The organism is Kaistella gelatinilytica (genome assembly GCF_015679325.1).
Taxonomy (GTDB): Bacteria; Bacteroidota; Bacteroidia; order Flavobacteriales; family Weeksellaceae; genus Kaistella; species Kaistella gelatinilytica.
The window spans coordinates 686,199-708,795 of the sequence record NZ_JADPVI010000001.1 but is presented as its reverse complement, the minus strand read 5'-3'; the positions used below and the strand labels follow the sequence as shown (position 1 = coordinate 708,795).

The 22,597-nt window shown below is 37.6% G+C and carries 19 protein-coding genes; 7 read left to right on the top strand and 12 right to left on the bottom strand.

Annotation, left to right across the window (positions count from 1 at the left end):
• Window positions 1–337 precede the first annotated feature (337 nt).
• Window positions 338–1,321 carry an aldo/keto reductase gene (locus tag IV494_RS03105; RefSeq protein WP_196078701.1) on the bottom strand — a complete coding sequence of 328 codons (984 nt, stop codon included), beginning with the start codon at window positions 1,319–1,321 and terminating at the stop codon, window positions 338–340.
• A gap of 405 nt (window positions 1,322–1,726) precedes the next feature.
• On the opposite strand from IV494_RS03105, the gene IV494_RS03100 reads away from it, so the two are divergent.
• Window positions 1,727–3,571 carry a Xaa-Pro dipeptidyl-peptidase gene (locus IV494_RS03100; RefSeq protein ID WP_196078700.1) on the top strand — a complete coding sequence of 615 codons (1,845 nt, stop codon included), beginning with the start codon at window positions 1,727–1,729 and terminating at the stop codon, window positions 3,569–3,571.
• 283 nt (window positions 3,572–3,854) lie between these two features.
• Here the strand turns inward: IV494_RS03100 and IV494_RS03095 are convergent, their stop codons facing one another.
• The 5 genes from IV494_RS03095 to IV494_RS03075 all read right to left on the bottom strand — a co-directional run bounded on the left by IV494_RS03095 (window position 3,855) and on the right by IV494_RS03075 (window position 9,893).
• Window positions 3,855–5,864, bottom strand: coding sequence for a M13 family metallopeptidase (locus tag IV494_RS03095; RefSeq protein ID WP_196078699.1), 2,010 nt, complete (start codon window positions 5,862–5,864; stop codon window positions 3,855–3,857).
• Window positions 5,865–6,056: 192 nt separating this feature from the next.
• Window positions 6,057–6,542: an adenylyltransferase/cytidyltransferase family protein gene (locus IV494_RS03090; RefSeq protein WP_196078698.1), complete on the bottom strand. Its 486-nt coding sequence runs from the start codon at window positions 6,540–6,542 to the stop codon at window positions 6,057–6,059.
• Window positions 6,543–6,560: 18 nt separating this feature from the next.
• Window positions 6,561–7,691 (bottom strand): glycoside hydrolase family 5 protein, encoded by a 1,131-nt coding sequence (locus tag IV494_RS03085; protein WP_196078697.1) that lies wholly within the window; start codon window positions 7,689–7,691, stop codon window positions 6,561–6,563.
• Window positions 7,684–8,820, bottom strand: a complete 1,137-nt coding sequence (gene glf, locus IV494_RS03080) for a UDP-galactopyranose mutase (protein ID WP_196078696.1) — start codon at window positions 8,818–8,820, stop codon at window positions 7,684–7,686. Before glf ends, IV494_RS03085 begins: the two co-directional genes overlap by 8 nt.
• Window positions 8,817–9,893, bottom strand: a complete 1,077-nt coding sequence (locus IV494_RS03075) for a glycosyltransferase (RefSeq protein WP_196078695.1) — start codon at window positions 9,891–9,893, stop codon at window positions 8,817–8,819. Before IV494_RS03075 ends, glf begins: the two co-directional genes overlap by 4 nt.
• A gap of 228 nt (window positions 9,894–10,121) precedes the next feature.
• Here IV494_RS03075 and IV494_RS03070 point away from each other — a divergent pair, with 228 nt between their 5' ends.
• A complete protein-coding gene (locus IV494_RS03070; RefSeq protein ID WP_196078694.1) occupies window positions 10,122–11,306 on the top strand; it encodes a glycosyltransferase in 1,185 nt (394 codons plus the stop codon).
• On the opposite strand, the gene IV494_RS03065 is transcribed toward IV494_RS03070, so the two are convergent.
• From IV494_RS03065 to IV494_RS03050, 4 genes are all read right to left on the bottom strand, one after another.
• Window positions 11,267–11,860, bottom strand: coding sequence for a class I SAM-dependent DNA methyltransferase (locus IV494_RS03065; protein WP_230379888.1), 594 nt, complete (start codon window positions 11,858–11,860; stop codon window positions 11,267–11,269). The genes IV494_RS03070 and IV494_RS03065 overlap by 40 nt on opposite strands.
• Entirely contained in the window at window positions 11,860–12,585 is a 726-nt protein-coding gene (locus tag IV494_RS03060; RefSeq protein ID WP_196078692.1) for a PIG-L deacetylase family protein, read from the bottom strand. The genes IV494_RS03065 and IV494_RS03060 overlap by 1 nt, the downstream gene beginning before the upstream one ends.
• A 2-nt stretch (window positions 12,586–12,587) precedes the next feature.
• Window positions 12,588–13,760, bottom strand: a complete 1,173-nt coding sequence (locus IV494_RS03055; protein ID WP_196078691.1) for an acyl-CoA dehydrogenase family protein — start codon at window positions 13,758–13,760, stop codon at window positions 12,588–12,590.
• Window positions 13,761–13,936: 176 nt separating this feature from the next.
• On the bottom strand, window positions 13,937–14,962 hold the full coding sequence (locus tag IV494_RS03050) for a helix-turn-helix domain-containing protein (RefSeq protein WP_196078690.1): 1,026 nt from the start codon (window positions 14,960–14,962) through the stop codon (window positions 13,937–13,939).
• A gap of 253 nt (window positions 14,963–15,215) precedes the next feature.
• Between IV494_RS03050 and IV494_RS03045 the strand changes: the two genes are divergently transcribed.
• Both IV494_RS03045 and IV494_RS03040 read left to right on the top strand, forming a co-directional pair.
• Entirely contained in the window at window positions 15,216–16,007 is a 792-nt protein-coding gene (locus IV494_RS03045; RefSeq protein WP_196078689.1) for an alpha/beta fold hydrolase, read from the top strand.
• Window positions 16,007–17,128 (top strand): sensor histidine kinase, encoded by a 1,122-nt coding sequence (locus IV494_RS03040; protein WP_196078688.1) that lies wholly within the window; start codon window positions 16,007–16,009, stop codon window positions 17,126–17,128. Before IV494_RS03045 ends, IV494_RS03040 begins: the two co-directional genes overlap by 1 nt.
• 43 nt (window positions 17,129–17,171) lie before the next feature.
• On the opposite strand, the gene IV494_RS03035 is transcribed toward IV494_RS03040, so the two are convergent.
• Together IV494_RS03035 and mnmE are read right to left on the bottom strand one after the other, a co-directional pair.
• On the bottom strand, window positions 17,172–18,329 hold the full coding sequence (locus IV494_RS03035) for a lycopene cyclase family protein (protein ID WP_196078687.1): 1,158 nt from the start codon (window positions 18,327–18,329) through the stop codon (window positions 17,172–17,174).
• A gap of 118 nt (window positions 18,330–18,447) precedes the next feature.
• Window positions 18,448–19,959, bottom strand: coding sequence for a tRNA uridine-5-carboxymethylaminomethyl(34) synthesis GTPase MnmE (mnmE, locus tag IV494_RS03030; protein ID WP_196078686.1), 1,512 nt, complete (start codon window positions 19,957–19,959; stop codon window positions 18,448–18,450).
• Between the two features lie 250 nt (window positions 19,960–20,209).
• Between mnmE and IV494_RS03025 the strand changes: the two genes are divergently transcribed.
• The 3 genes from IV494_RS03025 (at window position 20,210) to IV494_RS03015 (ending at window position 22,553) form a co-directional block, all read left to right on the top strand.
• Window positions 20,210–21,424, top strand: coding sequence for an SIR2 family protein (locus tag IV494_RS03025; RefSeq protein WP_196078685.1), 1,215 nt, complete (start codon window positions 20,210–20,212; stop codon window positions 21,422–21,424).
• 105 nt (window positions 21,425–21,529) lie between these two features.
• Window positions 21,530–22,078 carry a hypothetical protein gene (locus IV494_RS03020; protein ID WP_196078684.1) on the top strand — a complete coding sequence of 183 codons (549 nt, stop codon included), beginning with the start codon at window positions 21,530–21,532 and terminating at the stop codon, window positions 22,076–22,078.
• Window positions 22,079–22,106: 28 nt separating this feature from the next.
• Entirely contained in the window at window positions 22,107–22,553 is a 447-nt protein-coding gene (locus IV494_RS03015) for a hypothetical protein (protein WP_196078683.1), read from the top strand.
• The last annotated feature ends 44 nt before the right edge of the window (window positions 22,554–22,597 follow it).

Genomic DNA, 22,597 nt, shown 5'->3' with positions numbered 1-22,597 from the left:
GAGCTTGTCGAAGGCACAGATACTTGGTTTCGACAAGCTCAACCACCGCGAGGATGGCAACCCATTATTTAAAAGAAAAATTCGTTAAAGCGCAGATACATCCAAAAAAGACCTCTTATTTTAAGATTAAATTTAAAGAATATTTTCCAGTCTATTTTACATCATTCCGTGAAAAATTTCTAACTTAATGATTTGAATATTATATGGTTTTTGAAAAATTTAATTACTTTCAAATAGAAAAAGAAAAAGCTACTTTCGAAGCTTTTCTTTAAAATGCTATCTATTATTTTGTTAGAAGGCTTTTTAAACTTAACAGGAAATAATTTAAAACATAGAATTAAAACTGATTCACGTAATCGTCGATCGTTTTCAATTCCTCTCTGCTTAAATGAATGTCAATGGATTTTGCATTTTGCTTTGCCTGTTTGGCATTTCTCGCTCCTGCCAAAGCGATGGTAATTCCGCGTCTTTCAATGGTCCATCGTAGAACCAACTGGCTTAAACTTGCTTCATGCGAGTCGGCGATTGGTTTTATTTTCGCCAAAAGGTCGTTGGTCTTTTTAACGAAATCAGGTTTAAAGTGCACCAGATCAGCTCGGTGATCGCCTTCCGCAAATTGATGTCCGGGCTGAATTTTTCCAGTTAACAAACCTCTTTCCATGGGACTGTAGGCTAAAATAGATTTGCCATTCTTGATACAGTAAGGAACCGTCTCCTCTTCAATTCCTCTGGTCACCATGCTGAACGGAATTTGATTGGAAACGATATTCACGGCTTCGCCAGCTTTTGCCATTTGGTCTGCAGTGTAATTACAAACGCCCGCAAATCTCACTTTTCCCTGTTCGATCAACCTTGCAACCACTTCAAAAGTTTCATCAATCGGTGTGGTTACATCCGGCCAATGGATCTGGTATAGATCAATATAATCGGTACCAAGTCTTTTTAAACTTTGCTCACATTCATAGATGACGCTTTCTTTTCCGGCGTATTTATAAATATCAATTTTATTCCCGTCGTTGTCTTTAGAATGCATGCCCAAAGTTCCTTTCGTTAGATCCCAACGCATTCCAAATTTGGTTAGGATCTGTACTTGATCCCGGGAAATTCCTTTGATCGCCTCTCCGACGATTTCTTCACTGACTCCCTGTCCGTAAACCGGCGCTGTATCGATGGAAGTCACGCCTAAATCGTAAGAAGATCTGATGGCTTCAATGGCATCGTTTCGATCGGTACTTCCCCACATCCAGCCGCCTGCAGCCCAGGCTCCAAAAGTGATTGCTGATAATTGGAGTTCGCTGTTTCCTAATTTTCTATATTCCATTTTTTAATTTTTGCTTAATTGAGCATCGAATTGATACCAGTATTATTAGCAACAATAATTTGACCACGAAGGTGATCATTGAATCTTAAATTTCAATGAGCAAAATAGCAACCATGTATTCCTACTATTAATTTGCTTTTAATAAAAAATAAGTAGTTTTTGTCTGAAACAAAAGATTTCAAGTAAAAGCCAATCACTTTTTATGTTTTCTTCATTAAAAAAGTTTAAACTCCTTCTTTAAATTAAAGTCTGAAAGTAAAGATCATTTTGTACCTCATATTTTGTATGCTATACTTCGGTCTTTTCCCAAGAAATGATATCTTTAACGTCAATTAAAAACTATGGAAATGGCATCATTAAGGCGAGAACTCCCAAATTCTAAAAATTATAATGACAAAAAATAGTATGAAAAAACTCCTCCAGTCAAGTTTTCTTTTAGTCCTGCTCACTGCATTATCTACTGTAAATGCGCAAACCGCTGTAAAAGCCGTTCCTGTTTTTGAAAATGGGCAAGCTCAAATTGTTCCGGAATTTAAAGATGCCGACAAATGGATCAGAACTGATCTTTGGGTAGAAACTTCTTTTGATACAGACGGTGATGGTAAAAAAGACCGCATGTATGTGGATGTGACCCGACCTTACCAAACCGAAACGGAAGGACTAAAACTGCCTGTAATTTATGAATCTAGTCCGTACTATTCCGGGGTTGCACCTGATATAGAAGGAGGTTACTGGGATGTCAATCATGAATTGGGAGTGGCTGGAAAAGCTCGTGTTCACGCAGAAGTTGTTCGAACAGGAACCCGTCCAATTATTTCAAACTCACAGACTGCAACCTGGGTTCCGCGTGGTTTTATTGTGGTTCATTCCTGTTCTCCGGGTACCGGTTTGTCCCAAGGTTCCCCTACTGTGGGTGGCGAAAATGAGTCTTTGGCGCCGAAAGCCGTTATCGACTGGCTGAACGGAAGAGCAAACGGCTATACTTCTGCAGACGGAAATGAAAAAGTAAAAGCCTACTGGACGACCGGAAAAGTGGGAATGACTGGAACTTCCTACAACGGAACAATTCCGCTCGCCGCAGCAACAACGGGTGTAAAAGGTTTGGAAGTTATCATTCCTGTTGCGCCAAACACTTCTTACTATCATTACTACCGTTCCAACGGATTAGTGCGTTCACCGGGAGGTTATTTGGGAGAAGATATTGATGTGCTGTACGATTTTATTCACAGTGGTGACGAATCGAAACGTGCGTACAGCAATTTAAAAATTCGGGACACCGAAATGAAAAACGGCATGGATAGAATTACGGGGGATTACAATGATTTCTGGGCTGGACGTGATTATCTGAATCAAATGGGAAAGATGAAAGCCGCAATGCTCATGTCTCACGGTTTTAATGACTGGAATGTGATGCCCGAACACAGTTACCGCATCTATAAGAAAGCCGAAGAAATGGGTTTAGAAACCGCAATTTACTACCACCAGAATGGCCACGGCGGACAACCACCCCTGGAAATGATGAACAAATGGTTCACTCATTATCTATTTGGGATCGATAACGGCATTCAAAAAGAAGAGAATAAAGCCTTTATTGTTCGGGAAAATGATGACGTGAGCAAACCAACTCCTTACAAGGATTTTCCAAATCCAGAAGCTAAACCCGTCACCTTTTATTTAACAAAAGGCGCACCAAAAACTGGAGGTTTAATGACCACTAAATCTTCCAGCCAAGGGAAAGAAACGTTAGTCGATAATTATTCATTTGATGGTGCAAGTTTAGCCAAAGCAGAAAATACGGATCACCGCTTATTATATGTGAGTCCAAAACTTATGCAGGACGTTCATCTTTCGGGAGTTCCCAGAATCACCATTAAATTAGCAAGCAGCAAACCTGCGGCAAACTTATCGGTCTGGTTGGTTTCATTGCCCTGGAATGAAGGACGAGCCACGAAAATAACAGACAATCTGATCACCCGCGGTTGGGCAGATCCGCAAAACCATGCTTCCATAAGAAAGGGCGAACCTCTACTGCCAGGAAAATTCTATGAGGTATCTTTTGATTTAATGCCCGATGATCAAATCATTAAAAAAGGACAACAAATAGGATTAATGATATTTTCCAGCGATAAGGAATTCACCTTGAATCCGGAACCGGGTACAGCATTAACAGTTGAGCTGGAAGGAACAATGTTGACTTTGCCTATAGTGGGCGGTGCGGAAGCTTTTGCAAATGCAGTAAAAGAAAATTAATTCATTATTTTAATTTCTGAGATTTAAAACCAAAGAGAAAGTCTGGAAATTCTTTGTTCCAAAACTGGAAATCAATTACTGAAATTGTGATAATAAAGACTAATCACCGATAAATTAAACTAGCGAAATTATTTATTAAAAAAGGAAGCTCCTAACGAAGCTTCCTTTTTGTTTCCAGACGATTTACTCTATTATCGGTTCCAGTAAATCATCTTTAGTGTATTTCACGGACATTATATAAACTTACGGATGTCGTGTTGAGAACAAGTTATCAATAGCGTATTTACCAAATTGTGATGCGGTCTTTTTTCGGCAAGAACATTTTATTGCTTTCTTTGACATCAAATGCCTCATAAAAAGGAGTCGTGTTCATCAACGGACCATTAACACGCCAAAGTGGTGGCGAATGCGGGTTATTGTTGATCCATAAACGGAGGAATTCATCCTTCATCTTCACCTTCCAGATCTTAGCGACCGACATGAAGAATCTTTGATCCGGCGTCAAACCATCAATTTTGGTGGAACCCTGCCCTTCTTTAGTCATTTTAAAAGCGTCGTAAGCCACCGCGATTCCGGCAATATCGGCCGTATTTTCTCCAACAGTCATGGCGCCATTGATGGGTATATTGTCTAAAACCGTAAAGGTGCTGTACAGATCAATAACCTGTTGAATTCTTGATTTAAACTGTGCATAATCTTCTTTGGTCCACCAGTTTTTCACATTGCCTTCTTTGTCGTATTGTGCACCTTGATCATCAAAAGTGTGCGTGAGTTCGTGACCGATGACCATTCCAATACCGCCATAGTTCAAGGCATCGTCGGCGTCATTATCAAAATAAGGGGACTGTAAAATACCGGCGGGAAAAACGATCTCATTTGCGGAGGGATTATTATATGCCGTAACCGTGGATGGTGTGGTAAACCATTCCGATTTATCTACTGGTTTGCCCAGTTTTGCAATTTCAATTTGATAATCAGCAGCCGAGGCAGACATTAAATTCTCAAAGTAAGTATCTATTAAGATATTGACTTTGCTGTAATCTTTCCATTGGTCAGGATATCCAATTTTCTTTGTGATGGCAGCCAGCTTTTCTTTCGCTTTTTGTTTGGTAATTAAACTCATCCAGTCCAGTTTATCGATCCGTGCAGCATAAGCTTTTTGCACATTATCGACCAAAACCGCCATCCGTTTCTTCGCAGCTTCCGGAAAATATTTCTTCACATACAATTGTCCCAAAGCCTCACCCAAATGATTATCAACCGCACTTGCCATGATCTCGCCGCGCGTTTTTTGTACGGCCTGACCCGAAAGCACTTTATTAAAATTAAAGTCAGCATTCACAAAAGCTTTGCTTAAATCACCGGAATAGCTTGAAATCGTACTTGCTTTGAGATACAGTTTCCAGTTTTGAATTGGAACAGACTTTAAAAGACCATTTAGTTTTTCGTAATAGGCAGGTTGAGCAATATCAATGGAATCAGTTTGAGCACCGATGTTTTTTAGAAAAACTTTCCAGCCAATATTGGGCTGTTTTTTCTCCAGATCTGCGATCGCCATCATGTTGTAGTTTGCATGAACATCCCGGCGTTCAACTCTGGTTTTATGGGAAGTGGCAATTTGCCTGTCAATGTCATAAATGATCTCTGCATTCTTTTTAGAAGTTGCTGCGTCGGTGCCCGTCAATTGAAACAAGGTAGAAAGGTAGGTTTTATAGGCATTCTGTATGGCAACAGTTGGTGCATCTGATTTAAAGTAGTAATCCCGATCCGGCAATCCAATTCCAGTTTGGTAACTGTGCGCAATGTTCATACTGCTGTTTTTATCATCGGGTCCAACTCCGAACGACATGATGGAACCATTTCCCACTTTAATTTCATTTGCGACAAAAGTCATTAAAGACGGAATATCCCGAATGGCATCAATTTTCGCAAGCGTTGGCTTGATCGGTTCGTAACCCCGTTTTTCAATAGTAATCGTATCCATTCCGGAGGCATAGAAATCGCCTACTTTCTGTTCAATGCTTCCTGCAGGAAACTGACCTTTTGAAACACTTTCCAAAATTCCCTGTAAGCGCATCCTCTGCGGATAATTCATAAACATATAGGCGCCAACTCCGGCTTGCGTTGCAGGAATAGGCGTCGCGTCGTACCACTTCTTATTGACGTACATAAAAAAGTTATCGCCAGGTTTGATGGTCGTGTCTAAACCACTGATCTCCGTGGCTTTCTTTTCCTGAGCAATGCTCGTGGAAAACGTAAATAGTGCAAGAAAAAAAATAAGGATGTTTTTCATAATGTAAATGATATCGGTAAGAAATTTATTCAGCTGTTCAAAATTATGCAATTTAAGTTTCAAATGTTTATGTTACCGGCAAAAATATTTGGATAGAACAATTTAAACAAAAAAGCCTTCAAAATATTACATTCTGAAAGCGATCTCAATTATTATCTAATCCCTGCCGAGTGCAAAAGCACTTGTTTTGTTTTAGTTTCTTGCTGCTTTTTTATCCTCATTAATGGTGAGCTGACCTTTATTTATTTTTAAGCTTTCCGTTTCAAACAATTCTTTTCTTAGAAAAGTACTTGAAAACCGATGGCGTCGTTCGTTGAAATATAAAGTGATATTGCTGTTCTCACAATATTCCCGGCCCGTAAAATTTTTATCTTTATATTCGTCACCCACGATCCTCACATCGATCTGATAGAGTTTCAAAATATCTTCAAGATCTTTTTCGGTAGTGTAAGGAATTATTTCGTCTACATATTTACAGCCCTTCAACTGAATATATCGTTCTACAACGGTTTGGGCAGGTTTGTTTTTTTCGGGTCGGTCGATCGTAGGATCGGTTTGCAAACCAACGATCAAATAATCGCACTGGTTTTTTGCTTCTGCGAGCATTCGAATATGACCCGCATGTAAGAGATCAAAAGCGCTAAAAGTGATGCCAATAATCTGTTTTGAATTTTCCATTTTTATTTGTTTTGTTTTTTAGGCTTTCTCTTTTGCGAAAGCATTCAACACTTTTAATTGTTGCTCTTTGATCGAATTGATATATTCAAGATGCGGAATTCTGTTGTTCGATAAATCCAGATCAAAAATCCCACACTGGCTGTAGCGAGAAAGATCATCCCAATCAGGACGGTCTGTCACCGGATAAATGCATATGCCAAAAAATTCTACACCGTCTTTCTTGGCCGACAGACACTGCCCGGAAATCTCTTCCAGCCAGTCGATCCTGCCCTCGCCAAAATGCCCGGTTTCCGATAAGAAGATCGGTTTTCCATATCGCTGATAAACGTCGGTGATTAAATTCTTTAAAGGAACTCTTTTCTGCAAAGGATCGGGCCAATAAACCGTTTCACCACCTTCAACCCATTGACAATTCCAGTAATAATTTAAGCCAAAAACATCCAGTAAAGTCTCATCTCCACCCAGTTCGGGACAAATCCTTCCGCTGATCATGTCCACCGCTTCAAACTGATAATCATTAACCTTCAAAAAATCCGCGTACGTTTGAGATTCGTTCTGATGAACTTTTACCAGAGGTTCTACCAAAATTACGGTCGCCGCAGGATCTTCTCGTTTGATTGCCTTTATTCCAAGAATAGCGGCCTTACACAGATGGTATTTCATATCCCAACCACTGTGTTCTAAATAAGGAACCGTTCCGCGCGCATCCCCGGAAAACCAGGCCAGAAAACTGATCTCATTTGCCGGAACGATCAATAAGGGTTGTGAAGAATTATTTTTATAAAATTTGACAAAGGCAGTACAGAGCGCTACAAAACGGTCACAAAATTTTGGATGCGTCGGAAAAAGATCATCAGGATATCCAAAATGGATCAAATCCCAAATCTGTTGAATTCCCAGTTTCTCGGCGATCTGAATTCGATTTAAAACTTCAGAAAAATCAAATTCATAAGGTTTCTTTTCGACCGAATTCCATGAAATTCCTTCGCGTACGGTTGAAATCCCCATATCGAGAAGCAACCGATAATCTTCCTCGGTTCGAATGTCATGCTCGGTGATTCGCAGCATATTTACGCGTTCACCTGATCGGTTGAGGTGATCAGCACATTCGAAACCACCCATAAAATAGGTTTTAAACGGATTATGCATTTTGAAGTTTTTCCGTTTTTTTGAATTCTAACTGTTCAAATAAATCCAGAGCGTTACGAAAAGCCTGATCCATATTGAAATATTTGTAGTTTGCCAGTCTTCCAACAAAATAAACATCGATCAGCTGATCAGCTTCTGCTTTGTACTTCGCATAGATTTCCTGGTTTTTTTGATTGGGAACCGGATAATAAGGTTCGCCTTCATCTACCGTAAATTCTTTGACAATGCTGGTTTTAGCAGACTTCTGATTTCCGAAATGTTTGTATTCTACAATTCGGGTGAACTCAACATCCTGTCCCGGGTAATTAACCACAGAATTCTCCTGGAAATACTCCTGATCCAGATCTTCGCGCACAAAATTGATGGATCGGTATTCTAATTTCTCTTTTAATTTTTCACTAAATGCAAAAAAACGATCGATCGGTCCCGTGTAAAAAAGTTTATCATACCCTGATAATTGATCCTGAACTTCAAAATAATCTGTATTTAACAAGATCTGAATATTCGGATTATTCAAAATATTTTTAAATAGTTTGGTGTAACCACCTTTCGGTAAGGCTTGATGAACATCTGAAAAATAACGGTCATCGTAATTGTCTCGCACCGGAATTCTTTCCAGCACAGAAGCGTGCAGTTCAACAGGATATTTGTCCCACTGTTTTTTGGTGTAATGTTTAAACATTTTGTCATACAGCACTTCTCCTACTCTATTGAGAACGGCTTCTTCTCCGTTTTTAGGCTGATCAAATGCAATCCTGTTTTTTTGAAGCCAACGCTGCATTTCGTTTTCATTCTTAATGTTTTCGTTAAACAAGGTATTCACCGTCGTGATATTTACCGGAATCGGAACGGTTTTATCATCCACTCTCGCGATCACTTTATGCTGCCAGGAATACCAGTCGGAAAATTGATTAACGTACTTCCAAACGCCTTCATCATTGGTATGAAAAAGATGGGCACCGTATTTTGAAGTTAGAATTCCGTTCTCGTCGTAGTAATCAAAACAGTTTCCGGCGATGTGATCTCTTTTTTCGATCATCAACACGCTTTTTCCAATGGAGGCATATCTTTCCGCCAGAACAGCACCGGAAATTCCTGCGCCTATTATTAATATATCAAAGTCTTTCATGCTAAAATCTCACTTATTATTGAAGTCATTTTGTTTGCGGTCAAATCCCAGGAAGTTTTCCGCAGGATCTCGTCATATTTTTCTTTAAGGTTTCTCACAGGATTTTTTACGGCTTCTGCAAAATCATCTGCATCATCTACCAATGATACGCAATGACTGTAGTCCTGCACAACATCTGTAATTTTTGTAGAAATAATGGGTTTGTAAGCACACATATATTCCAGTGTTTTCGTCGGGCTGATAAATTTGGTAGCATCATTTAAAGCAAAAGGCATCATGGCAAAATCGAAATGATTTAAATAATTGGGCAACTCATCATAGGATTTCATGCCCAGATAGAAAATATTTTCTGCTTGCGGCAGTTCGTGTTCTTCAATTTTACAGATGGGACCGATCATCACGAAGGAATGGTTCGGTAACTTGGCGGCAGATTTTTGCAACAAATCCAGATCAATTCGTTCATCAATTACGCCGTAATACCCAATAATTGGAGAAGGAATATTTTTCATATCCTCCGGAATTTCTGTAGCATTCGTTTCCGAAAAGTGATTTACTTCTACGGAACTCGGGAAGCAGTGAACGTTATGATGTTTCAGTTTTTTCGATTCGTAAAGCGATTTGCCACCCGTGTAAACGACATCTGCCGCAGAAAGTAATTTATTTTCCTGTTGGATCAACTCCTGAGAAGCACCTTTAAAAAGCGATAATTCATCCATGCAATCATAAACAATGGTTTCAAAGTCAAAAGTTTCCAGAACATCGACAAAAGCAGCAGAATAAAACCAGCCTACCGGATAAATTTTATTTTTTAAAAGAGGTTTTATGTAGGCACTCAATTCGCTCAAGTGATCAATTTCGGGTTGCAGAATGTGAAGCGAGGGAGAAATTTCTTTAATATTTAAATTTCTGTTTTCTCTTTTACCGACAGGTTCTTCTATGACTAAAACCTTATATTTTTTTGAAAGTCGGGAAATTAAATGTTGTGGTCTTTGGTAAACAAAATCCCAACGAAGATGACAAAAAACGATCAGATCATATTCCGTCAGTTTTAGGTCGTTGTTAAATTTATACATAATTTTATCTAAGATTTATGGTTAAGTAAAATTAGATATTAGTCCCTTAAAAATTAACCCTATGAAGTTTATTATAGATGCATATGGTTTTATATCAGTCGCTAAGGGAATTATCTTTGGAAAAGTCAATACCTTCGGTTAGTGAAAAAATTGGAACAAATTTTATTCCAAAAACATTATAAAAAACTGGTTTTCAAAACAATCCTTCAAAAAAATTACGGTAATCTTATGAAATTTTTATCTGAACGTACAAGTACTCAACTATTTCTCAATTTTCCTCTTTTGAGTGAGCTAAAATATAGTGTGGTGATTCCTGTAAAAAATGAAGAACTCAATATTTTAGAAACTTTAAATGCTTTTCTACTCCAGGAAACTTTAAATGGGGAATTTTTTGATTGTAAAACGTTTGAGATCTTAATTTTGGCCAATAACTGTGCTGACCATTCAGTTTCCATTATTAATGATTTCAAAAGGAAAAATCCGGAGCTGACTATTTATATAGAGGAAGTTACTTTATTACCAGATCAGGCAAATATCGGCTTCGTGCGGAAAATATTGATGGATGCTGCATTTCATCGGCTGCAAAAAAATGGTGGTGGCATCATCTTGACGACAGATGGTGATACTTCTGTAGCAAAAGACTGGATCGCTCAAAATATTTTTGAGATCGAAAGCGGTGCAGATGCTGTTGGCGGAAGAATCTTACTCAAGCCGAAAGAATTAAATGAACTGGATCACGCTGCAAAAACGCTCCATTTTAAAGATGAAAAATACCAGCTTTTGGTTGCGGATTTTGAAGCAAAAATTTTAAATGAACCTCACGATCCTGCGCCAAAACATCATCAGCATTTTAACGGAAGTTTTGCGGTAACTACGGAATGTTATGAAAAATCTGGCGGAATACCGAATGTGACTCATTTAGAAGACTGTGCGTTTTTTGAACAGCTGCAGTTCATTGATGCAAAAGTTCGGCACAGTTTCAAGGTGGTCGTTCATACTTCCGCAAGATGCATTGGTCGAACGGAGGTTGGACTTTCTTACCAACTCAACGAATGGAAAATGATCGGCAAGAATGGCGCTAAAGTATATGTTGAATCTTCTGAAGCTGTGTTAGAAAGACTTCTTCTGAAGAAAAAATTACTGGATCTCTGGGAAAGAAGAGAAATTTCTAAGCTTACTATTCAATCCGAATTTAATAGAATGTTCCCGGAAATGAGCCTTAAAAACGACGCTCACCTTTCCATTTTTAATTATTCTTATTTTGGAGCTTGGTATGCTGAAATTTTAAAAATAGTAAAAGACGAATGGACAAAAAAAGATACATTGATTTTTATAGATAAGGCAGTCAACGATTTGGAAACGCTGCTTCAAAATTATGAGATCACCAATTTTTCCCAGACATCAATTCGGTAATTTTCTGCTCTGCTGCTGAAAACATTTTTCATCTTTCCTTCCATTACCCTCGCAAAAGAGTGGTGAACTTCGTCACCGGTTTGAGGATAATCATGAACTATTGGCAGCCAGTGGATCAGTGCAATATTTCCCTGAACCGCTAAATTTTTGTATAGTTTTTTTATCGAACTTTCCCAATCTGAGGGTGATAAATAGTAGGCAACTTCTGAGATCATGATCAGATCATAATCATTTGAGGGCAGTTCATCTGCAAAACTTAATTTTTGAAAGGTTACATTTTCCTCATCAGCGCAGCGTTTTTTTGCTTGTTCTAAAGCTTTGTCAGAAACATCGGTCGCCAGTAATTGTTTACATCTTTTGGCAAGAAGCTCCGTGAGAACACCAATTGAACATCCGATCTCCAGTGCATTTTCGTATTCTTTTTTTGGAAGTGATGCTAGCGTTGCCTCATATTTTTTTGATTCGTATTCACTGGTTTCAAAATCCCAGGGATCGTCGTTTGCTTCATATACTTTCTTAAAATATTCTGAATCTAAAGATTTTTTTTCTGCCATCATTTTGAGATAAAGAAGGTTTCGTAAGGAACATTAAATTGATGGAGCATTTCTTCAGAGATTCGAAAACCATGTGGATCGTCACTTATTAAAGAAGTTGTTTGAGAAAGATGAGCTGCAATTGCTTTCTGTTTCTGGTCAAGAACACTTGTTATATTTAATCGAAAAGGCATTGCTTCCTCATTGGTGGGCGAATCGTCCACAGTTCCCAGTTGATCCAACCAAATTGGGTATTCATAGATCTTTGCGTTTTCTGTTATTGCAGCCTGAATTAATTGAAAAGCCGCCTGATGATCGGGATGTGGATCGCGTCGCCAGGGAACAAAAATGCTTTGCGGTCTTATAATACTCAGAATTTTATTGATGTTTTTCAGCGCATCATCAAAACCTTCACTCGATTGATCAGGGACACTTCGATCTTTAAAACGACAAAAAATAATATTCTGCGCCTCAACACCAAGAAAAGCCGCTGCATTTACCAATTCATTTTCCCGAATATCACGCAATCGTTCTGCAGGATATTCTTTGCTGTTGGGATGCGATAATGTTCCGTCGCTCAGCAATAAAATATAAACATTTTGTCCATATTTGCGGAGCAGAGCAATGACACCACCGCAACCCAAACTTTCGTCGTCCGCGTGTGGCGCAACGATCAAAGTATTTCCAAAGCCTGTCACACACTGTTCCGGCGCAAGCGGAATATTTTCAAAATCAAGATGATCCATTTTTAAAGTATATTTTTTTTAATTTTTTTTGAGAAGACAGTATTCAAATTTTTAGTTTGCAAACTGTATCTTCCAACCTCGGCCAAAGCAGCATCCGGAGCAGGTTGACGAAGATAAGTGGTAAGATCGCGAATAATTCTTTCAAAATGATAAGGACTGTTCAAACCTCTTGCACCCACAGATTTTGCACAGAGTTCCATCACTTCCAGGCAGATTTTTTCGATGGCAGTTCGCATCATGTTTGCCATACATAAAAGTTTCTGGCTATTTTTTTCCGTGGGATGATCATGATAGAGATCAAGTTCGGCTGCGGCATTTTTAAGCCACAGATTTCCGGTTGCAACAGCGATCGTCATTTCACCGATGCGGGTTTTTTGGAAAGGATCTTCTGTTCTCTGCAACTGCTGTAAATATTTAATGGTTTCCGATAAAAGTCTTTCTGCAGCGCCCAACTGAATTGCTGCAAAACGAATTGCTCCGCCGCTAAAACAAGGCTGCCTGTAGTAATCTCCAGCTTTCCCGAGTAAATTATTTTGTGGAATTTTTGCTTTGAAAAAATTGATTTTATAACTTCTGCTCGACCGCATTCCCATCGGATTCCACCAACTTGCATCAATTTCTGATTTCACTTGATCGAATTTAACGATGGCCATTTGCCAGGAACCATCTGGAAGTGCAGCGGTAATAAGAGGTCTGGAAACAAAACCGCAACCTGTGGCAAAAGTTTTTGCGCCGTTCAAGTGGTAATTTCCATTTTTTTTGAACTTTAAAAAAGTTCCGTCTTTTGCTTGAGTATTCCAAACTCCAAATAAATGACCGTTTAAAGCGTCTTTTGCAAATCTCTTTTTCTGTTTTTTCGTACCAAACTGATCGATTAAAATTTGTGCATTAATGTGACCTTCCAAAACTCTTCCCATAACCAAATTACCACTGCCAATATTTTTTAAAATAGTGAGAAGCGCCAAATTTGTCCCTGCGGAAAGTCCAAGATTTTGGCCACCGTACTTTACAGGGATTGCTGCTTCTAACAGTTTTGATTTAATTATTTTCTTCAAAGTTTTTTTTGGAAAAGAATCAACCTTATCGGCTTTAGTGGCTTCAGATAAAGAGCGATCACCAATTTTTTGAGCTGATCTTATAAATTTTGCCAGTTGATTTTGAGTAAAGTGAGTCAAAGCTTTATAATTTTATTGTAAGCGTAAATTTACAAAAACATAAACCAGAAAATAGGTTTATCAAATTTTAAACTGCCTTAATCAATTCAAATAAAAGGAAGATATTCTTAATTTAAAGTACTGCTCTTCTTGAGAAAATCCTCTCAAAATCTAACTGAGATCCTTTAGAGAATTTACTATAAATGGTTTTGCGTAAAGATTTTCTTGTAGTTTTTTGGCGTAATTCCGTACTTCTTTTTATAAATTTTAGAGAAATAGCTGTTACTTTCCAAACCTACTGCTGCTACGACATCGCGAACATTATATTCTTTATTCCGAAGCAGAATATTGGCCTGTTCCAAACGCACATTTGTTACAAATTCATTGATGGTCGTATTGTATAAATATTTAAAACCATTTTGCAGTTTATTCGGATTCAGTCCGGTCTGGCTGGATAAATTTTTAACCGAAAGCTCTGCGGCAACATTATCTTTGATGAAATATGCTGCTTTTTCAACCCTTTTTAATTCCTGAACTCTCAAAATCGTTCTGTCGTTCACGTTCAGTCGGTCATCATCAAATTGTACGAGCTGATTGAGGAACATTTGTAAAGTGATTGATTTCAAATTCAATTTTCGACCAAGAATAAAATCGGGATATTCATCGACTTTACTTAAAATATCTTTAAAATAAACGCCGCAGTTATCAACATGATAGAATTGTTTTTCACCTTCAATATCTGTTAAAACGTTTTGAAGTAGAGAATCCCACTTTTCGATCTCGCATTCTTCTTTAATATTAAATGTTTTTCTGTCGATCTCTATACTGATGACCTCGTGTAAAATACCTTTTTCAAATTCAATAATATGACCGTTATTGCGCTCACTTGCAACAATTGCGCATCTAAATTCACCGATCGAATTCTTCTTATTTTCGTTTGCAAATTCGTGCGACAAAGGACCAAGTAACGAGTAAATAAATTTGGCAGGATGAACTTCATCCAGTGTAAATTCTAAGCGAATATCCTCATTGAAAATAACTTTATAAGTAATTAAAGCCAGTCCATTTTCGAAATTAATTCCTCTGATCTGCCCTTCACCAATGTGTTTGGGAACGTTTACATAATATTCGTTACAATCATTATAATATTTCACATCAAATGATTTCGCCAGACTGATAATTACGTCTTTTAAAGGAATGGAGTTTACCGCAAATGTAAGCATGGTCAATTTGTTTTTGTAAATTTAGACAAAACCTTTATGATTTTCATACAAATGATTGGTATAAATTTTAAGAATTAATTAGTTCTAATAAGTAGTTATCCATTGTAAAAATAAAAGATCAGAACCTTTTTCAATTTCGATTTAAATTGTTTTAGTTGATCATTTTATCCCTTAAAAATAAAGTACATATAATTTATATTAATTAATTATCTTGCACTCTTTAAAATTTAATTTTCTGCAGAAATTAGCCGTTATGAATGCGATTCAACGAAATAATGTTACGATCAAAGGAAAGGGAACTCAAGTGATGCTTTTTGCGCATGGATTTGGTTGTGATCAAAACATGTGGCGCTTTGTAACCCCTGCTTTTGAAGAAGATTACAGGGTTATTTTGTTCGATCATGTAGGTGCGGGAAATTCTGATCTTTCGGCTTATTCATCAGATAAATATTCACAATTGGAAGGATATGCTGCTGATATTGTGAATATCTGCGAAGAAATGGAACTAAATGAAGTTATTTTTGTAGGTCATTCGGTGAGTTCCCTGATGGGAATGATCGCCTCCTTGCAATCACCCGATCTTTTTAAATCTTTAATTATGGTAAGTCCATCACCTTCGTATATCAACGATGGTGATTATGTGGGCGGATTTACGCGGGAACAGATCACTGAATTGATGGAATCCCTGGATAATAATCACTTAGGTTGGTCAATGACTATGGCACCGGTGATCATGGCAAATCCAGAGCGCGCAGAATTATCGGAAGAATTGTCGAACAGTTTTTGCCGTAGCAATCCTGACATTGCAAAAGAGTTTGCGCGAACAACATTTTTTTCAGATAAAAGACATCTTCTTCCCGAAGTTAGCATTCCTTCGCTGATCTTACAATGTTCGGAAGACGTAATTGCGCCGGAAGAAGTGGGTATATTTATGCATAAAAAAATTAAAGACAGTCAACTGGTAATGATGAAAGCAACCGGACATTGCCCCAATTTGAGTGCGCCGGAAGAAACCATCGCAGCCATGAAAGCATTCCTAAAATAATGTCTGATCAAAATAAAAATAATGCTTTTCAAGAGCAGGAAGCCAATCTGTTTTTTGAAGAATCAATCTCCGGATTTCTTATCGCCGATGAGAAGAACAGAATTATTCGCAGCAATAAACGTGTATCTGACTGGCTGGGAATTTCACCGGCCAATATAGAAGGAAAAAAGTTTTCAGATCTCCTTTCTATTGGAAGTAAGATCTATTTTGAAACCCATCTTTCACCGCTTTTAAAAATGCAGGGCTACTTTGAAGAGATCCTGGTTGAATTGAGCGGTGCAGCAGGTAAAAGACTTAAAATTCTGATCAATGCGAAAGAATCCGCTTCAAAGGAAGAGGGTTCAAAACTCATTTACTATACGCTTTTAAAAGCTTCAGACCGGGTTCAATATGAACAGAACCTGCAAAATGCAAAACGCCTCACGGAAGAAGAACTGGAAGGCGAACGAAAAAATGTAATTTTAAGAGAACAACTCATCGCAGTTTTAGGACATGACTTGCGGAATCCGCTCGGTGCGATCAGCATGACCGTCGGTCTTTTGGAAAGGTCTGTCAAAGATGATCGTCAAAAAAATCTGCTCGGAATTTTAAAACGAAGCAGCTACCGGATGAATGAATTGATCGGAAATGTCATGGATTTTGCGCGTACCCGACTGGGTGAAGGAATTGTGATCTCTCCGCGGGAGGTTGATCTGAAACCTGTATTGGAGCACGTGATGGCAGAACTAAAATTCTTATTTCCAGACCGGCAAATTGAGGCAGACCTTTCTCTAATAGACCCGATCTTTTGCGATGCCGACCGAATTGCGCAACTCGTCTCCAATCTACTTGCAAACGCTTTGACGCACGGTAATCCACAATCTCCGGTATATTTTACTGCACGAAACCCCTCCAATAAACTGGAAATTTCTGTAGCCAATGAAGGAGAGCCGATCCCGGAATCGTTGCAGGCTATTCTATTTACGCCTTTTAAAAGAGAAGCCGATCGTCCAAGTAATAATGGTCTGGGTTTAGGACTTTACATTGCGGACCAAATCGCTCAGGCGCACGGAGGGACTTTATCTTTTGTTTCCGATGAAAAGGAGACGCGCTTTACTTTTGTAATGGATTGTAATATTTAATCGATACCGAACAAGTCATCCTCTATTTTTTAAGTTCAGATTTTTAAAGCTGTTTCAAGCCTGAAATCATAAAAGGTCCGATTGGCAGCGCGGTCACAATTTTAAGATCATCCCAAATCGTACTTTCATTCCCCAGGAATTTTAAAATATCTTCTGGTGAGCGTTTTGAAAACATCAGTGAGAAAATATCTTTTCCCTCCATTTTCCCGGACAGAATAACTTCCAGCAGAGTGCGGTCATACCATTCATACCGCTTATCATCAAAAGATTTCTCAGGATTGGGATTTTTTTGTTGCAGTAAATTTTCGATAATTTTCGCAGTATTTTTCTGCACAAACTGAAAAGTATATCCACTACTTGCCTTCGTATAACCTCCCGCTGTTCCTATGTTGATGATGCGATTAAAGACATCGCTGTTCCGCTCAAACTTCGCCAGAGACATTGGGATAATTCCAAATTCGGTATGCGTAATTTCGTAATCCGAGATTTGAAGATCATTTTTAATGTAATGCGTCAAAGCTGCTTGATATTCTTCTTTGGGCAAAACACTTTTACTGAATAAGGTGTACTCTACCAAAGCTTCCGTGGAGCTTGTTGGTAAAACATACATGAAGGTGGCGCCATGTTTCTGATCTAAGGTAAAGTCCATTAAAGTCCCCACCTTTGAATCAAACGTGTCTTCTTTCGTTTTAATCACCCAACCCGTAAAATGTTGAAGCAATGAATTTTCTTCCGTGATCTTCGGATTAAATAAAGAAGTTGAATTGAATAAATATTCAGACTGGTAAATATTCTCCTCCGTTTCTACGGTCGCTTCAAGAGCGTCTGAAGTAATACCTTTTATATTTTCATTTTTAAAGATCACATTATCAAAACCTGCAGCATAAGATAGGACGAACTGATAAAAATCTTTTCCCTGTATCATTTTGTAGCGGTACTTTTCCAGATCAAATTGCCGCGTAAAATCTTCATTTTTAAAAATTAAAGATTTCCATTCGTGCATAACCACCGATTCAAAAAGACCTTTCCTTTCCTCCCAAAAACACCATGTTCTATCGTTTTCATTTTTCTGAACCCGATCGATCACCAGGATTTTTTTTGCTTGTAAAACCGGATCGATAAGCAATCGGTAAAGCAAACTTAATCCAGCGCAACCAGAACCAGCAATAATATAATCGTATTTGAGGTCGTTATTCTTCATGTAAAATTTTGAGGTGATCTTCTATTCATTAATAGAATTTTTGAAAATAATGTTCTTCGGTTAAAGATAGACTTTTGCGGATTTGAAAACTGTGCATAACTTTTTTAGGTTGCGCCATTTATTTGCCAATACAAAACTTAGAAAAAATATTCCCCAACACTTCATCATTCGTAAACTCCCCGGAAATCTCACCCAACTGCTCCAGCGCATTTCTCAATTCATACGCCAACAATTCGGTGTGAATCCCGGAACTCACCGCTTCCTCCACCTGAAGAACAGATTGCAGCGATTTCTGTAACGCATCAAAATGCCTTTGATTCGTAATAATCACATTGCTTTCCTGATCTTTCAAATTCTCCACGTAATCAATCAAAACCGTTTTTACGGCTTCAATTCCTGTCTGATCTTTTGCGGAAATCCTCAACAATTCATCACAATAATCCGGAAACAATTCCAGGTTTAGAGTAGCGTCAAATTCGTTTGGAGTTTCGTCGTTGGTCAAATCCACTTTATTATGAACCAGCACAATTTTCAAATCCTCGCGGTGAAATTCCTTCACAAAAGCAATCACTTCTTCCGTTGTAGAATCCTGTTCATCGTAGAGATACAACAGCACTTTTGCCGAAGCAATTTTCTCCTTCGCTTTCGTTACACCAATTTTCTCAATGACATCCGTTGTTTCCCGAAGTCCGGCCGTATCCACAAACCGAAAAGCCGTTCCCTTCAAATGAATCACTTCCTCAATCGTATCGCGCGTCGTACCCGCAATTTCAGAAACGATGGCTCTTTCCTCTTTCAACAAAGCATTCAAAAGCGTCGATTTCCCGGCGTTCGGTTTCCCGATAATGGCGACTTCTACTCCATTTTTCAGCGCATTTCCGTATTGGAAACTCTCAATCAAAGCGCTCAGTTTATGGCGCAGGTTGAGCAGCAATTTATTCATGGCGGTACGGTCCGCAAATTCCACATCCTCTTCCCCGAAATCCAGTTCCAGTTCAATCAGCGACGTAAAATTCAGCAAGTCATTTCTCAGAATCGAAATCTCATTCGTAATTCCCCCTTTCAACTGATTCAAAGCCACTTTCCGCGACGCCTCATTTTCCGACGCAATCAAATCAGCAATCGATTCCGCCTGCGCCAGATCAATTCTGCCGTTCATAAAAGCACGCATCGTAAATTCCCCGGCTTTCGCCAGTCGCGCCCCATTCTTCACCAAAACTTCCAGAATTTTCTTCGCAATATGTGGCGATCCGTGAAAAGAAATTTCCACAGAATCTTCCGCCGTAAAGGTTTTTGGCGCTTTAAAAACCGAAACCATCACTTCATCAATCACTTCGGAGTTCTCGGGTTTCGGGTTTCGAGTTTCGGGTTTTAAACCATCATTTTCAAGTACATCATTTTGCATGTCGGAACTCGCATCCCGCACCTCGAAACTTAAATTTGGGCTCTTATCCACGATATAACCGTAATGAACCGTGTGCGATTTCACCTCCTCCAGATTTTTACCTTCAAAAATTTTAGCTGCAATTTTAAAAGCTTCGGGACCCGAAATTCTTATAATTCCAATAGCTCCAACTCCGTTTGCCGTGGCGATTGCACAGATAGTATCTTGATTTAAATTCACGTTCATGCCACAAAATTACGGAATTATTCCTGTTTTTAGGAGCACCAAGATTTCGCCTCTTTCGAAGACCCGTCCCGCTGTCCACTATATCTTTTTTGTTCCGCCTGTCGGCGAAACAAAAAAGGATGCCGCTTCCATCGGGGCTAGAATGAGGGGAGGTTTTTTAGATTTTAAATATTATTTACTATAAATTATAATAATTTAAATTTTCATCGTGGCATTTTGTACATTTGATAATAATACTTTAATCAAACTTATGGCTAAGAAAAACATTCCAACTGAAGAACCTGGAGTTAAAAAAAATCAGATAGACTCTAATATAAATTTTGATGATTTTATTGATCAATACTCTAGAATAAATGTTCCAATTCTTCCGAAGGATTTAATCAAAAGCATTACTCTAAAGTTAAATAGTGATAAGTTTAATTATTCTGAAACATTAAAGAATATTAGAAATTCATTAGGATCTTTAAAACTTTATGATTCTACTGAAAATATCAAAGAGGTCAAAGAAGTCTACAATAAAGGGAAATTAGTATTTGTATTGGGCGCCGGAGTTTCCATGGGATATGGTTTGCCAACATGGGAAACAATGTTGCAAAAATTGATGGTTACCACTCTTGAAAAGGATAAAGATGCCTCAAACATAATTTCAAAACTATTTTCAAAATTATTTAGTCCAAGTCCTCTAATTGCAGGAAGATATCTTCAAAAGTATTTCGAAGTTAAAAATGACAATTCCTTTGAAGATGCAGTTCGGACAGTATTATATGAAGAAATAAAAAAAGATATATCCTCACCTTTAATGGATGAGATAGTCCGCTATTGTATAGCAGCAGGAACTAGTCCAAACCTTGACTGTATTATTACTTATAATTTTGATAATATTTTAGAAGAAAACCTAAAGAAAAGCGGATTTGATCTTGCATTTAAGTCAGTATACGGCAAAGGAACAGAAGTTGATCATGATGAATTAAGTATATATCACGTCCATGGTTTTCTACCTGAATCAGGTGATCTTACTAAATCGAATCAGATAACTTTTGGAGAAACTATATACCATCAGCAATACAATGATATCTATAGTTGGAATAATATTGTTCAGATTAATAAATTTAGAGAAAATAATTGTGTTTTTATAGGAACTTCATTAACAGATCCTAATACCAGACGATTATTAGATATAGCAAATCAGCAGCGAACTTCGAAAAAAGGATCACATTATATTTTCAGACTTAGATATAAGGATGAAGATTTGAAAAAAGCATTATCAATGTTATTAGACCAAAATGAAGAACTCTTATCAGAAAAATCTCAAGCAAATTTAAAAATTGATGAAACTGTAAAAACTCTTATTCAAACTGTTGAATCATTTGAAGAAAACGATTTTAATTCGTTTGGTATAAAGACTATTTGGATAAATTCATATGATGAAATCCCCAAAATTTTAAAAAAAATAAGAACAAGATAAAATCTGAGTTAAAAATTTATAAATTAAAATTTATACTTATAATATTTATTATTTTGTTGAACTGATCAGCATTATCCATAATATTGTTCATTTTATCGAACAAAAATGAAAACTAAACTCTTCGTTCTAACATTTCTCACTTTAACAAATTTGCTTTTCGGACAAACCGCAGAGAGAATTGCTGCTGTTCGCAAAAAGGTTGAAGCCATCAATACAGAAAAAAGTTATCAGATCAAAAAATTAGATAACGACTATTTTGTGAACGTAAAAAACGAACCCACTGATGGTGGACAAGAACTTTCCGGTTATTATAAAAATGGAAAACTAAAAAAAATCATTTACAGTGTCGGACTTTCTTACGGAATGAAAACCTGCGAATATTTCTTTTCCGACGATGAATTAATTTTCGTTTTTGAAAAGCAGGATCAATTTGCAGATTTAAAAGACCAATCAAATCAAGTAACTGGCTCGGATCACACAAAACTCGAATCCGTTTACACAGGTCGATTTTATTTTGAAAACTCCAAATTATTTTCCATAAAGCAAACTGGAAGAGAGATTTTCACTAAAATGGATAAGAAAAGTAAAGAGGCAGAACTTTTAAAAGAAAGTAAGGATTTCCGTCTTGCATTACAGAAAGCAAAAAGCAAGTAACAGCGTTCAATTAAAAAGCTAAAGAAATATGAATATATTTAAATCCATTATCAACAGCATCAAAACCTTTGGTAAAAATGCCGGCACTGAAAAACGCAGAGATCGGTTTACTGCAAAAAAAATTCAATTGGAAGAGTTAGCTGAAGAACTACAAAGGGTTCTGGAGGGGAAAACTGATTTTAATTTTATTGGCATCAATGCAAATGGATACGACATTCTCTTCTTTGTAAAGAATGATCACAATTTTGATTTAGAATTCAGGGCACTTAAAAGAATTCAGATTCCTTACCTAGAAATATTAGAAAGATTTGCTTCAAAAAACAATATCAAATTTGAAACAAAAACATTGGACAGAATCCCCTATTTAAGTCTAAAAACAAACACAAGTATCCCACAAACGGTTGAGTTAGCAAAACGTATTCAACAAGAAATATTTGGAAATACTGATAGTACAATATATAACATTGTTCCTTAATTAAAACTAAGGCAGCAACTAAAATGCAGAATCAATGTTAAGAA